The following is a 13,576-nucleotide window of genomic DNA, read 5'->3' as shown; positions in this document are numbered from 1 at the left end:
TTTCCATACTTACTAACAAGTACGTTTACAGTGATGATGTGCTATGTCATTCATAGTTTGGCCGTTAATCAAAGTTTAAGGGATACAAGTTCCACAGCACCTGTTGTTTTGATGTTAGGAACTTGGGTTGTCATCTTTTTTTCAGTGATATTCTTATTTTATGTGAACAGTTTTTTAATCAAACGAAGAAAAAAAGAAATAGCATTATATAATATATTAGGCATGGAAAAGAAACATGTGATGATTATGATGTTATTTGAAACTATCTTTACAACAGTTGTTTCATTAGTATTAGGAATTCTCTTTGGTGCTATCTTTAGCCAATTAATGTTCTTATTGTTAGTTAATGTATCACATATTCAAACAGCGATTACTTTTGAAATTCCCCAATCATCTATCTTTTTAACAATGACTGTTTATGGAACCATTTTCTTTGCTGCTTATTTGTTTAATGTCATTCAAATTAAATTAGCGAATCCAATTGAACTTTTACGTGGTGGGGATCATGGTGAAAAAGAACCAAAAACAAAGTGGTTATTTACATTGATTGGAATTCTTACATTAGGAGCAGGTTATTATCTTGCACAAACTATTGAAGATCCAATGGATGCTTTATCCTTATTTTTTGTTGCAGTTATCTTGGTTATTATTGGAACATATAGCTTATTTACAGCAGGATCAATAGCCATTTTAAAAATGTTAAAGAAAAACAAACGTTTCTATTATCAGACAAGACATTTTACATCAGTATCACAAATGATATATCGTATGAAACAAAATGCAGTAGGACTGGCAAGTATCTGTATTTTATGTACATGTATATTGGTTATGATATCTTCAACTGTTACCCTAAATTTAGGTATTGGTGATACTGTTCATATGGTCCAGGATGAGGATTTTATGATGAAAATCATGTCTCATTCAGATGGACAACTCCCTTCTGAAAAAGAACTTAATACTTTCTATAACGACATGAAAGATGCATTGAAAGAGAAAAATATTCAAACATCAGCTTTTGTAACTCGTCAAATATATAAAATCCCTTATAATGAAAGAAATGGTGAATATATCACAGGAGAAGGCAGTGATGGAAGAGACTTTAAAAGTTTCTCGGCTATGACTCTGGATGAATACAATCGTGCTTATCACAAAAATGAATCTTTAAAAGATAATGAAGTTCTTGTGCATTCGAATTTTGAAAAATTACAAGGACAAATGAAGATTAATGGAAAAACAGTTGACATCAAATCTGAAGTTCATGATCAATATTTCTTGGAATCAGAACTTGGTGAAAATATGCAGTTAACTGGGATGATTTTTAAAGATGAAAAAACACTTAAAAATGTTTTATTTACATTAGAAGATCAGGTTTGGCCAACTGAATATATGTCTATTGCTTATCAGAATGAAGATGATTCTGAAACAGCTGAAGAAGTTCTTCAAAATGTTGTTAAGGATATAGAAGGTAATGAAAATTATGTCGTTTTTATTTCATCACAGTATGAAATGGAAAATATGTTTTATGATTCTTATGGAAGTTTATTTTTCTTAGGTTTATTCTTAGGATTGTTATTCCTTATGGCGGCGATATTGATTATGTATTATAAACAGTTATCAGAAGGCTACGAAGATCAAAAACGTTTTGAAATTATGCAAAATGTGGGTATGAGTAAAAAAGAAGTCAAACAAGCCATTCGTTCACAAGTTCTTATTTTCTTCTTTCTTCCACTTGTTGTGGCAGTGATTCATATGGCATTTGCATTTAAGATGATTATGAAGATGTTTGGTTATCTGATTAGTTCAGGACAAGGTTTATTTATTACCTGTACAGTGATTTCTGTTATTATTCTTGCGATTATTTATACAATTGTTTATATCTTAACAGCTAGAACCTATTATCGAATAGTTAAACATTAATGATGAATAATAGCAATATAATCCTATGAGATTATATTGCTATTTTTTCTCTATAAAGAATTTGGATTGGTCAAATATTTATGAAATATATTTGCTTATAGCATTGATGATGCTCACTTGTTGTGATATAATATATGATTTTTATTTCTCTTCAAAAATTTCTAATTCTTTTATTGACTACAAGATACTATGAGATCAGTAGGTTTATTTTATATTCATTTGTTCTCTCATTGTGAGTTATATATAATTATAGTAAGATAAGAATATAAGTGATAAGGGAGATATTGATATGTCTAAGAATGAGTACTTAAATACAATTTTAGAACTATTGACATTGAATTTAAACGTGATGTTTATTCCTACATATTCTATTTTTAGTGATGGTTATAAACTTGAATATTCATATATGAATATTTATAAAAATTTTTATGTTTATCAAGATAATTATGTTTTTAATCAGTTTGATACTTTTTTTTATGTAAGTGTTTTAGAAAGTGGAAAATGTGTTGTTGTTGAATTAGAAAAAGGTGGGAGTCTTATTTTTGTGGGGGATGAAACAGATGATTTGTTTCAAATTTTACAAAAACATTATTCTAATAATACAAGTTATGTATTTAAAGGTAATGAGACAGGTGGATATTTTAAAATTTTAAAAGATGGGAAAATACAAAGAAAGATTGCGAGTTTTCTTAAAATAAATGGTGTTGTGAATTATCCTGAAACAAGAGGTAAACCTTGTGAATATGAAATAGAAAGAAATAAAATATATAAAATGGATATGAATGCTACTTATGCAAAAGATATAATTAAGGATTTTTATCAGAAGGAAGTCTTGGATTTATTTGATTATTATGTAGGAATATCTAATCTTCAAATAAAAGATATTTCTATTTACTCAATTGTAGAAAATAAAAGAGGAAAGTGAGAAAATCATATGTTTCATTTAAAGAAAGATATTTATGATATTTGCAATTTGTATATTGATTTGAGCATATATAGCTATATTTCAACAAGCTAGTAATGTAGGTCTTACAGTAACTCCAATGTTATTTTCATTGTTGTTTATAATGTTTTATATTAATAGTCAAAAAGTGATTGAAGAAAATACAAAATAACATGTTTAAGAAAGTCCTATATGTACAGGAAATAAAAAATGAAATAGGCGAAGTCTAAAAGACCTCGCCCCTTCCCAAACTGTACAGGCACCTTTCAATGTATGGCTCTCCATTTCTAAGTGAGTTTTCGTTTTGTCATTTGATTGTGTTCTAAAAGGTTTTGATTAACCTTTATAAAACATTCCTGACACACATATTTGTCTTTGGTTTATTCTTATCATTTCTTTGATGATATTGGAATATGGCATATGTAGTAAATTTATCTTCTTTCTATGAAATATGGTATGTTGATGTGAATTGCCACATATATAATAGTTTCTTTTGAGAGGATTTGTTTCTTCATGTTTGTATTCCACAGTTTGTTTGGTTTTATCAAGCTACTGTGGAAAGAATGTTTTATCTCATTTAAATGAATGGTATAAAGCTAATTTGATTGTTTTGACTTGACCATTATTGGTTGTATGCGAATAAATCAATTGTGAATGATATTTCTTAAAGACTTTCTTTAGTGAAATGTCATAGTAGTTTGCATATCAATTTCTTATTATCAATAAGAATATCAATGTTAGGGAAACCTCCTGTTGATAAGATAACCAAGAAAATGTGTTTTTTCGTTCTTCGCATGTGTGATGAGTGTTTTTCAATTCTCTCCTTATTCGTTTGATTTCTTTGACATGATGAATACTAATGGACTTATTAAGTTGATATCTTAACTGTGCATATTTTGGATTTTGCTTATGATATTTTCCTATTGTATCATGCTTGATGATATCTTCCATAAATCTATCCAGTTTATCAAGGCAGATGTTCGCATGAATTGGACTGTTACATGAGCCTTGAGGGCTACCTTGTTTTGTTGATTGGAACTTGTGTTCCATATCGAAGTAACCGGTTTTCAGTAATTTGTTGATGAGACGAATGAAACGTTCATCGTCAATTCTTTCTCTTAAGATAGACTTAAGGATATTGATGGTCGATTTCGTCAAAATATGCAGAGATATCGCCTTTAATAAACTAAACTGTAGAATACTAGATATCTATTTGTGCTAGGGCACAATGTACACTACGATTGGGATGTAAACTATGAGAAAGATTAAAGAATATAGGTTCATAGATACATTCTTGTACTAACTTATCTTCTCATTCCTCTTGGGAATGTAGGTCATTTTGTTAGGCTGAGGATGATAACTTTCATCTTTAGGGGATGATATAAGTTCATCAATCCATTCCTCACAAAATCCATGAAGATAGGTAGACAAATCAATTATTGGATGGATAAGGAGAATGTGAAAAATAGATCTGTTCGTGTAGTCTGTATGTAATGAGTTGAAATTGTATAGTTTTGGTGAAAAGCGTGATATTCAAAATGAAATTTATTTTTTTAATGAAATAAATAATAGATACAAATCAAATCATAATGTGATAAAATGATATATATAGCATAAAAGTAATCTAGGAGGGTTAGTCCTATGAAAAAAATATTATCATCAAGTCAATGGGTTGGAATTATATCAATATTTTTATGTGTGACAATGATATGCATTGGAATATTATCTATGAATTCTAATGCAAGTCTTCAAGGAAATGCACGTATTATCAATTATACAGGAATTATTCGAGGAGGAACTCAGAAATTAATTAAGCAGGAACTGATGTATCATCCTAATGATGCATTAATTGCAGAATTAGATAGTAATCTTCAAGGTTTAATCCATGGTGATAAAAATAAAAATTTAACATCTATAAAGCAAAAAGAATATCAAGCGATATTAAATCAAATGGAAACTGAATGGCAAAATATAAAGGAGGAAATTATTCAGTTTAGAAACGGTACCAGTAGTGAGCGTTTATATGAATTAAGTGAACATTATTTTACACTAGCTGATAAAGCAGTTGGTGTAGCAGAAGTGTACACTGAGGATAATGTTCAGCAGTCAAGAAAACTTATGATTATTGTTATGTGTTCATTTATCATTATTGTTATATTATCTGCACTTTTTATACGTAAACAGCAAAAAAGAGAAGAGAAAATATCAATAATAGAAGAAGAGAATAGAAAGAAAAGTGAACAATTAGCAAGAAAGGCGCAACAAATGTTAATGCCTATCAATGAAATGACTGAATTAATGTATCTTACAGATATCAATACATATGACTTGTTGTTTGTTAATGATGCTGGCAAGAAACTATTTCAAATTGATGACTATAAAGGATTGAAATGTTATAAAGTACTTCAAGGGTTTGATAAGCCTTGTGAATTTTGTACAAATGCAAAATTATCAAATGATGAGACTTATACATGGGAACACACAAATCCTATCATCAATAGACATTATTTATTAAAAGATCGTCTAATTGATTGGGAAGGGCGTGAAGTTCGCATGGAAATTGCTTTTGATATCACTGATAATTTAAGAAAGAAAGAAGAATTAGAAAGTCGTATAAAAAAAGATAATATCCTTGTTGACTGTATACGTGAATTGTATCAGAATCATCATACAGTTGATGCAATGAATCATGTTTTAAAATTAATAGGAGAGGTCTTTGAAGCTGAACGTGCCTATGTTTTTTATATGGAAAATGATGAGATGTCAAATATTGCTGAATGGTGTAGTCAAGGAGTTGTCCCACAAATTGATAATCTACAGCATTTATCACGTCATGATTTTCAATGGTGGTTTCAGTTATATGATGAACAAGCAAGTATTTTGATTAAAGATATTGAAGAGTTAAAAGGGGATAAACAAGCAGAATATGAATTACTTGTAGGTCAGGATATCAATAGATTGATTCTGGTACCATTAGAACAATATGGGAATTTTGGTGGTATGATTGGATTAGATAATTTAGCAATTGAAGAGTTTGAAAATGCAGAGAAATTTTTACGTACATTTAGTTATTTTATTATGTTAGCAATTCGTAGAAATGAGGATGAAAAGACACTTTTTCAATTAAGTTTTGTTGATACACTGACAATGTTTTATAATCGTAATCGTTATATTCAGGATATTGAGGAATTTTCACAAAAAGAAGGTACAGTTGGTGTAATATTTATTGATTTAAATGGATTGAAAGAAGTCAATGATTATTTTGGACATGATGCAGGAGATGAATTGCTGAAAAAGGGCACAAAAATAATGAAAACAACTATAAATAATGGAATTTTCTATCGTGTAGGTGGAGATGAATTTATTATTATTTGCCTAGATGTAGAGAAAGTAGAATTTGAAGTAATGGTACAACAAATGAAGAAAAATCTCAACAGTCATGAGTGTAAAGCAGCTGTTGGATATCAATGGACAGATACATGTTATCAGTTAAAAGAAATTATCATAGAAGCAGATCAAAATATGTATGAAGATAAGAAAGACTATTATCGAAAACATGCTGTTTCTGGAAAATATCGACACTAAATAAATATTTTCATTAAGGAAGGTGTTTTTATGACAGAAGTGAAGTTTTATGAAACTGTTACTGATGATTTGTTAAAATTTGCTGTTATAATTGCAAGGTATAATCATAAATGGGTGTTTTGTAAACACAAAGAAAGAGACACATTAGAAATACCTGGAGGGCATAGAGAACCTAGCGAACAGATTATTGAAACTGCTAAAAGAGAATTATATGAAGAAACGGGTGCTTTAGATTTTGATATAAAACCAATATGTGTTTATTCTGTTACTCAGTCTGAACGTTTTCATGGTGAAGAGACATTTGGTATGTTATTTTTTGCGAATATTAAGACTTTTGAAAAAGAATTACATAGTGAAATTGAAAAAATTGTGATTACTGAGGAATTGATCAATAATTGGACATATCCTCTTATTCAGCCCAAATTAATTGAAGAAGCGAAACGAAGAGGAATATGGAATTATGAAAATGCCAACTCAGGGTATTAATATAGTCATGTTTGCTCCTTGTGGAATGAATTGTATGGTTTGTTATAAACATTGTTATCATAAGAAACAATGTGCTGGCTGTTTAAGGAATGATATGGGGAAACCAGAACATTGTCGTCAATGTAAGATAAAGGATTGTACTCAATCCAAGGGATTATCATATTGTTTTGAGTGTCCAAGTTATCCATGCCAGCTGATAAAAAATCTTGAAAAAAGTTATAACAAGAGATATCAAGCCAGTCTTATGGAAAATAGTATATTTGTTCAGCAGTATGGATTAGAGCAGTTTATGGAATGGCAGAAACAAAAATATACCTGTTCTCAATGTGGTGGTGTTATTTCTATACATGATAGAGAGTGTAGTGAGTGTCAAAAGAAAATGTAGTGTAATTTTAAATTGAAAAGAGAAAATAAATAATTTAAAGGAGGAAATCGTTATGAAGAAATATGTGTATGTGAATGTTGAATATAAGATGAAAGATATGGTGATGGCTTCTTTATTGGAGCATAGAGATATAATTGATGAATATATTTGTAAGGGATATGACTATGTTGGTATGATACCAACAGAAATGAATACGCATGGCTGTTATAGAAAAATTGATTTGATTTTTTCAAAAGAAGATAATGAATAGAGTTCGTTTAGTAAAATGAAAAATTATGAAGGAACTGGTGTTTTGAAAAAAATATTATTAAATCCTTTTTGTATAGGTATTATTTTGGTGTCTTTATTAATAAGTGTAGTTTTGTTTGATGAATTAAGAGTTTATGAGTTCATTATCAATGGGATCCCTTTTTATCTCTTATTTGTTTAAAAAGTAGAAAGATAAATGAAATTCTTTAATATGTAAGAATTTGGGCTCGTCAATGTTTTAGAAAATATGTTTTCTTATAGCATTATTTGCGTTTTCTGATTGTGACATAATAATGGCATAGAAGTTTTCAAGGATGAATTGTATATGCATGTGATATGTATTCGTGTTTTGTCCTTTCTTTATTCTATTGAAGGGGAGTCTATTTTGACTCTCTCATCAAACGTGTGTCTATTATAAATAATTATCTTCTAATAATGCATTGACTGTTCATCATAATTTTGCACTCTATCAGACTATGCTTCATAGGGCCTACAAAGAAACTTATCACAACAATATAATTCATTCCAGATATCTGAATAATATCTATCATACAAGCGATTGTTTGCCTTTAGGTGCCATTAGTGAAGCGCAGTGTATACTGAAATTTCAGAAGACATGGCATATGAAAAGATGAATGAAAGTCATGTATTTGGAAGTAATTATCTTCCTAGCATTGATGTAGAGAATGTTGAAATCTTAAAAAATAAAATTGATGGACTAGAGATTTGTTTTTCACTTACATAAATTAGAATTTAAGGAGATATTATATGGAAAGTTTAGATAATATGTTAAACATTGGAAAAGAAATGAAAAGAAAACTTTTCTCAATTGGTGTTAGATCATCTGAAGATTTAATTAGACTCGGTAGTAAAGAAGTGTTTTTTCAATTAAAAGAACAACATCCAAACGTATGCTTAGTTCATCTATATGCATTACAAGGTGCAATTGATAATGTTGATTATGATAAACTTCCAGATGAAGTCAAACTTGATTTAAAGCAATATAGTGATAGTTTAAAAAAATAGAATTGTATAAATTTGAATTTGTAATGCAAAAATCATTTGATGAAATACATTAATACAAGAATATTTTAGTTAATTATTTATTGAAGATATTTTAAAAAGAGAAGTATATGATGAAAAATCAATTTCAGTTTTTAATTTATAAAATCCCCAACGATGAAATGTCAGTAAATGCTCTAATAAAAGATGAGACAATTTGGTTAACTCAAAAAGGAATGGCAGAATTATTTGGAGTTGGTATTCTTGCAATAAGTAAACACTTAAAGAATATATTTGATGAGCAGGAATTAGATGAAAAAGTGGTTATTTCCATTATGGAAATAACCACCCAACATAGGGCTATGAATGATAAACAACAAAAAAGCAAACACGATTTTATAATTTGGATGCTATGATCTCTGTTGGATACCGAATTAATTCAAAAAAAGCTACGAATTTTAGAATATGGGCAACAAGTATTTTAAAGGAATATATGATAAAAGAGTTTGTACTAGATGATGAAAGATTGAAACAAGGTGAAACAGCTTTTGGTAAAGATTATTTTAGAGAACTTTTTGAAAGAGTACGCTCTATTCGTGCGAGTGAAAGAAGAATATGGCAACAAATTACCGATATATATGCTGAATGTAGTATTGATTATGATAGAGAATCCGCAACTACTCGTGATTTTTATGCAATGTTCAAAATAAATTTCATTATGCTATAACAGGATAAACTGCTGCAGAAATTATTTTTTCAAAAGCGAATCATAATGAGCACAATATGGGATTAATAACGTGGAAGTCTCCTGATGGACATATTTTAAAAAGTGATGTTACCATTGCTAAGAACTATTTAAGTGAAAAAAAATCAAACAATTAGAATGTACTGTCACAGGATATTTTGATTATATTGAAGATTTAATTGAAAGAGAAACTACTTTTACCATGAATGATTTTGCTATAAGTATCAACGAATTCTTATCTTTTAGGAAATATGATATATTGCAAGGTAAAGGGACTCTTTCAAAGAGTTATGCAGAAAAGAAAAGTATATAGGATTATGACGAATTTAATAAACATCAAAATATATTATCAGATTTTGATAAAGAACTTAAGAAGTTAACAAAAAAATAAGTACTTTGAATTACTAGATAAATGAGAATTTGAGAGGTGAAACTGTTTGATTGAAATAAAAGAAATTCGTAGAAATGATTATAAAACGGCACAAAAATTTGCAATTCAAGGAATGCATTTAGATTTGTATATGGATAGTAAAGCTGTTTTGGCTTTGTATGCAAAATATTTTTGGTATATGGAATTGAATCGTGCAACAAAGGTTTATGGTGCTTATGTCGATGACAATTTTGTGGGTGTTTTGCTGGCTGAAATGAAGAATGAACCGAAATGCTATCACAGTTTATCAAAAGCAATTTATGTGAAGATATTTGATTGGTTCCAGCATCTCGTCGCAAGAAAAGGTGTTGGCGAATATGATGAAGCAAATCATGATATGTACAATTCCTTCTGCCAAAAAAATAATCCAGATGGAGAAATTATTTTTCTTGCTGCTAATCCCGACTGCAAAATCAAAGGTGTTGGAACAGCATTGTTGTCAGCATTTGAAGAAGATGAAAAAGGGAAACTTGTTTATCTATATACAGATAGTGCTTGTACTTATCAATTCTATGAGCATAGAGGCTTTGAACGGTCAGAAGAACGGCAGATTGTGCTTGATTTGGATAAAAAGCATGTTCCTTTAACTTGCCTGTTTTATACAAAGAGAATTGCTGAAAAGTGATAAGTGGGCAAATTAGAATTTGAAGAGATAATAATGGTTAAAGAAACTTATTCTTATAAAAAGAAAAATTGTGAACAGTACGGTAATTTGAGAATTGTTCCAAGATGTATAAATTAGAATCTAAAGAGAACTACAAGTATACTGACCCTTAATATGTTGGAGAATATATACACACGATAAAAGTTGAATTTGAAAGGAAGCATATAATAATTCTATTTATAAAGAATTGTTGTTGTAAATTGCTGAGGTACTTAAGGAATATACTGACAGGAGATAATGAAAGTAGACGCTAATATAAAGGTGTCGATTATTAATGAGTATAATGAACTTGAGTATCTCAGTGAAGTATTGGGAGTTAAAACTATAAAAATAGTTGGTGGAGAAAATGAAATGACATCTAAAAGAATATCTCAAAAAACATATGCATATACGCAGTAAAATTTAATAGCATAAACTATAATGATAAAATAGAGGAATTCTTAAAATATTTATAAAAAGTTGATAAAATTAAATAGATACAAAGAGAAAATACTGTAATATTAACTCTACAAATACGTTCTGAGATTGGACAGATGGGTTTATGTTTAGATAAATCATAAATGAACATGATTTCTGATTTAGAATTAAATTTGGAATTTGATATTTTATCTTTTGGAGATGTAATAGAATGAGCCAAATATATGTCTATATAAAACATTGTTATATATTAAGAAAATTAATATCAACCAGAACAGTATATCATTGAAACAAAGTGAGATGAAAATTAGAATTTATTAAGGGAGCGAAGTGGAATAATGGTTAATAAATTAAGACCTAAAAAAATAACAAGAATTGTATATAATTGTTTGATTTTAATTGTTACCATACTAACAATCATACGTTGGATAAGTGCTTTCAATAATGAGATAGTAGTTATCAATGCAGAAATAAATTCTCATATTTCAAATTTTGCATTAAGTTTAGTATTTTATTTGGGTGTTGGTTATACTTGGATTTTGCAAAAAATAACATTAAAAAAAATAATTTTATTGGGGTTGTTTATCATTATCGCAAATATTATATGTGAAACAGTAATGGGTTTTATGAACACAACAGATATAATAGATGCAACATATGGTATAGTTGGAACTTTACTAGGTTTTTGTTACTTGTTGGTAGTAAATAAATATGGATTAGAAATTATCCATGATGAAAATTAAGTTATATATAAATTTCAGTTTAACAAGCAGAAAAATGAGAATTTATGGAGGAAATGAAATATGTGGGTATGTCCAAAATGTGGGAGAGAATTTGAAAGAAGAAATCAAGGTCATTATTGTGGGAAATCGCCTAAAACAGTATTGGAATATATAGATTTGCAATCCATAGGAACACAGTCTCACTTAACAGAAATGATGATTATATTACAAAATAGTGTTCCTTGCGTAAATGAACGTATATTATGGAGTATGCCTTATTATGAGAGAGAAGGAAAATCCATCTCATTTTCTGCTTGTAAAAAGCACATCAGTTTTTATGTAGGGGCAGAAGCTATTGAACAGTTTGCATTGGATTTAAATGAATTTGTTACTAAGAAAAATGCAATATATTTTCCTTATGATAAACCATTACCTACAAAATTGATTGAAAATATTGTAAAATGGTGTTTGAGTTGATTTGATAATTTTCGGTTTGTAGAATACAAAGAAGATTTATCAAAGTAGCATTTTCCTTAGGTGAAATGGTTTTTATCTTAACTATAAATGAATGGTAATCTTTGCATTCGATTGGGACGTTAGAAACAAAGGAACAACAAGCTGCTTAGTCTCTGATTATTTACATTGAAGTAGTTTTTCCTAGGAACTCTTGTTCTTATAAATTATTATGATCCCTGATAATGAAATTGAATAAAAATTTTAATTGATGGAGATTATATTTTCTTTTTCACAGCCAATTTGATGATAAAATATGTATACAAATGAGAATTTGTGGAGGTATTATGATTAGAGAAATTTATGAATACGAATTAAATGATCTATTAAACTTGTATTTGTATTTACATGAGGATTCAATTCCCAAGATAACAGAACATTTAAAAAGTATATGGCAAACTATTATTAATGATAATCATCATCATATAATAGTTAATGAGATTGATGGAAAGATAATATCATCTTGTGTTTGTGTAGTTATACCAAATTTAACAAGACATATCAGACCATATGCATTTATAGAAAATGTTGTTACCCATGCAGATTATCGTGGAAAAGGGTATGCAACAGAATGTTTGAATTATGCGAAAAAAATAGCCGAGAAAGAGAACTGTTATAAAATGATGTTGTTCACAGGTTCCAAAGAAGAAAATATTTTGAAATTTTATAGTAAAGCAGGCTACAACAACAGTGATAAGACAGCATTTATTCAATGGATTAAATAGTTCTATAAATGAGAATTTGTAGGAGGGAGCATATGATTAAAATAAATTTTATAACATTGGAAGCAGGTTGGATCAAGGGTGAAATTGTAACTGAAGAAAAAAAGATGTATTTTGATTATAGCTGGATTTCAAATTTTTTGAATGACTTATTAAAAGCGACATTGTCTATAGGTGGGTACATTGAAGGAATGAATAGAGAGAAATTTACTGCATATTGGGAACCTGCTATTGATGATTGGTTATTATATAAGAAAGAGAATAATTTAATTATACAAATCAATTGTTTTGAAGATGAAACTAGAAAAAAGCAAATAGAAACAACAAAAATTCAATGTGATTACATTGAATTTATAAAAACTCTTTTTGATGGTTTGACAAAACTCATTAAGAGAGTTGGAATATATGGTTATCGAACTGAATGGGACGAAGAATTTCCACTTGGTTTATATTTAAAATTATATGATATTATTTATGATAAAAATTATCTTGATTTAAAAGAATGGTCATTAGAGGAAACATATTGCCATGGTAGTCATGTTTCAAATATTTCTAATGAATTAGCACTATTAAATGAGATTTTCAAATAAATAAACATTATTATATGAGTTCATATAATGGAATAGGTTTTTTATTTAGAAATAATCATATAAATTTCAGGTTATTGAAATGTCAGAATAATGTAGAAATGAGGATTTAAGAGATGCAAGATTTTTATGAGGCGTTAATGAGTCAAGAAAAAAATATAGCATTACCTGAAGAATTAAATTATTTTGGAAAACTTGTTGGGAGTTGG

The 13,576-nt window shown here is 28.6% G+C and carries 16 protein-coding genes and 1 pseudogene; all 17 read left to right on the top strand.

Going from position 1 to position 13,576, the window contains the following annotated elements:
• The coding region (locus BN350_RS18255) for an ABC transporter permease (RefSeq protein ID WP_049945489.1) at positions 1 to 1,917 on the top strand (1,917 nt) is incomplete at its 5' end.
• A gap of 289 nt (positions 1,918 to 2,206) precedes the next feature.
• Positions 2,207 to 2,842, top strand: a complete 636-nt coding sequence (locus tag BN350_RS02050; protein ID WP_028042104.1) for a hypothetical protein — start codon at positions 2,207 to 2,209, stop codon at positions 2,840 to 2,842.
• A gap of 1,659 nt (positions 2,843 to 4,501) precedes the next feature.
• The gene (locus BN350_RS02045; RefSeq protein ID WP_028042103.1) at positions 4,502 to 6,445 is read left to right on the top strand and encodes a sensor domain-containing diguanylate cyclase; all 1,944 of its coding nucleotides are present in this window, start codon (positions 4,502 to 4,504) and stop codon (positions 6,443 to 6,445) included.
• A 30-nt stretch (positions 6,446 to 6,475) separates the two neighbouring features.
• Positions 6,476 to 6,931 (top strand): NUDIX hydrolase, encoded by a 456-nt coding sequence (locus BN350_RS18250; RefSeq protein WP_044600037.1) that lies wholly within the window; start codon positions 6,476 to 6,478, stop codon positions 6,929 to 6,931.
• Positions 6,906 to 7,316 (top strand): DUF3795 domain-containing protein, encoded by a 411-nt coding sequence (locus BN350_RS02035; RefSeq protein ID WP_028042102.1) that lies wholly within the window; start codon positions 6,906 to 6,908, stop codon positions 7,314 to 7,316. The genes BN350_RS18250 and BN350_RS02035 overlap by 26 nt, the downstream gene beginning before the upstream one ends.
• 52 nt (positions 7,317 to 7,368) lie before the next feature.
• Entirely contained in the window at positions 7,369 to 7,566 is a 198-nt protein-coding gene (locus BN350_RS02030) for a hypothetical protein (RefSeq protein WP_028042101.1), read from the top strand.
• 615 nt (positions 7,567 to 8,181) lie between these two features.
• Entirely contained in the window at positions 8,182 to 8,310 is a 129-nt protein-coding gene (locus tag BN350_RS21595) for a hypothetical protein (RefSeq protein WP_261797074.1), read from the top strand.
• A 23-nt stretch (positions 8,311 to 8,333) separates the two neighbouring features.
• Complete coding sequence (locus BN350_RS02015; protein ID WP_028042100.1) at positions 8,334 to 8,591, top strand: TfoX/Sxy family DNA transformation protein; 258 nt, start codon at positions 8,334 to 8,336, stop codon at positions 8,589 to 8,591.
• Between the two features lie 110 nt (positions 8,592 to 8,701).
• Entirely contained in the window at positions 8,702 to 8,983 is a 282-nt protein-coding gene (locus BN350_RS20840; protein ID WP_196802939.1) for a virulence RhuM family protein, read from the top strand.
• Positions 8,980 to 9,294: a RhuM family protein gene (gene rhuM / locus BN350_RS21590; RefSeq protein WP_196802938.1), complete on the top strand. Its 315-nt coding sequence runs from the start codon at positions 8,980 to 8,982 to the stop codon at positions 9,292 to 9,294. Before BN350_RS20840 ends, rhuM (BN350_RS21590) begins: the two co-directional genes overlap by 4 nt.
• A 20-nt stretch (positions 9,295 to 9,314) precedes the next feature.
• Positions 9,315 to 9,625 (top strand): annotated as a pseudogene (gene rhuM / locus BN350_RS21795) (RhuM family protein).
• Between the two features lie 124 nt (positions 9,626 to 9,749).
• The gene (locus BN350_RS02005) at positions 9,750 to 10,367 is read left to right on the top strand and encodes a GNAT family N-acetyltransferase (RefSeq protein ID WP_028042099.1); all 618 of its coding nucleotides are present in this window, start codon (positions 9,750 to 9,752) and stop codon (positions 10,365 to 10,367) included.
• Positions 10,368 to 10,643: 276 nt separating this feature from the next.
• Positions 10,644 to 10,805, top strand: a complete 162-nt coding sequence (locus BN350_RS20500) for a hypothetical protein (RefSeq protein WP_155849089.1) — start codon at positions 10,644 to 10,646, stop codon at positions 10,803 to 10,805.
• A gap of 356 nt (positions 10,806 to 11,161) precedes the next feature.
• On the top strand, positions 11,162 to 11,566 hold the full coding sequence (locus tag BN350_RS01995) for a hypothetical protein (protein ID WP_028042098.1): 405 nt from the start codon (positions 11,162 to 11,164) through the stop codon (positions 11,564 to 11,566).
• Between the two features lie 60 nt (positions 11,567 to 11,626).
• Positions 11,627 to 12,022, top strand: coding sequence for an iron chaperone (locus BN350_RS01990; protein WP_028042097.1), 396 nt, complete (start codon positions 11,627 to 11,629; stop codon positions 12,020 to 12,022).
• Positions 12,023 to 12,345: 323 nt separating this feature from the next.
• The gene (locus BN350_RS01985; RefSeq protein ID WP_028042096.1) at positions 12,346 to 12,783 is read left to right on the top strand and encodes a GNAT family N-acetyltransferase; all 438 of its coding nucleotides are present in this window, start codon (positions 12,346 to 12,348) and stop codon (positions 12,781 to 12,783) included.
• A gap of 32 nt (positions 12,784 to 12,815) precedes the next feature.
• Complete coding sequence (locus BN350_RS01980) at positions 12,816 to 13,370, top strand: hypothetical protein (RefSeq protein WP_028042095.1); 555 nt, start codon at positions 12,816 to 12,818, stop codon at positions 13,368 to 13,370.
• Positions 13,371 to 13,576 lie beyond the last annotated feature (206 nt).

Source organism: Candidatus Stoquefichus massiliensis AP9 (assembly GCF_000455285.1).
GTDB classification, from domain to species: Bacteria; Bacillota_I; Bacilli_A; order Erysipelotrichales; family Coprobacillaceae; genus Stoquefichus; species Stoquefichus massiliensis.
The sequence above is the reverse complement of the archived record's forward strand: the minus strand, read 5'-3'. Positions and strand labels throughout refer to the sequence as shown.

Coding starts and splice junctions, on each gene's coding strand:
- BN350_RS02050 (WP_028042104.1), top strand. CDS start 2,207: ATGTCTAAGAATGAGTACTTAAATACAATTTTAGAACTATTGACATTG.
- BN350_RS02045 (WP_028042103.1), top strand. CDS start 4,502: ATGAAAAAAATATTATCATCAAGTCAATGGGTTGGAATTATATCAATA.
- BN350_RS18250 (WP_044600037.1), top strand. CDS start 6,476: ATGACAGAAGTGAAGTTTTATGAAACTGTTACTGATGATTTGTTAAAA.
- BN350_RS02035 (WP_028042102.1), top strand. CDS start 6,906: ATGAAAATGCCAACTCAGGGTATTAATATAGTCATGTTTGCTCCTTGT.
- BN350_RS02030 (WP_028042101.1), top strand. CDS start 7,369: ATGAAGAAATATGTGTATGTGAATGTTGAATATAAGATGAAAGATATG.
- BN350_RS21595 (WP_261797074.1), top strand. CDS start 8,182: ATGGCATATGAAAAGATGAATGAAAGTCATGTATTTGGAAGTAATTAT.
- BN350_RS02015 (WP_028042100.1), top strand. CDS start 8,334: ATGGAAAGTTTAGATAATATGTTAAACATTGGAAAAGAAATGAAAAGA.
- BN350_RS20840 (WP_196802939.1), top strand. CDS start 8,702: ATGAAAAATCAATTTCAGTTTTTAATTTATAAAATCCCCAACGATGAA.
- rhuM (WP_196802938.1), top strand. CDS start 8,980: ATGATCTCTGTTGGATACCGAATTAATTCAAAAAAAGCTACGAATTTT.
- BN350_RS20500 (WP_155849089.1), top strand. CDS start 10,644: ATGAAAGTAGACGCTAATATAAAGGTGTCGATTATTAATGAGTATAAT.
- BN350_RS01995 (WP_028042098.1), top strand. CDS start 11,162: ATGGTTAATAAATTAAGACCTAAAAAAATAACAAGAATTGTATATAAT.
- BN350_RS01990 (WP_028042097.1), top strand. CDS start 11,627: ATGTGGGTATGTCCAAAATGTGGGAGAGAATTTGAAAGAAGAAATCAA.
- BN350_RS01985 (WP_028042096.1), top strand. CDS start 12,346: ATGATTAGAGAAATTTATGAATACGAATTAAATGATCTATTAAACTTG.
- BN350_RS01980 (WP_028042095.1), top strand. CDS start 12,816: ATGATTAAAATAAATTTTATAACATTGGAAGCAGGTTGGATCAAGGGT.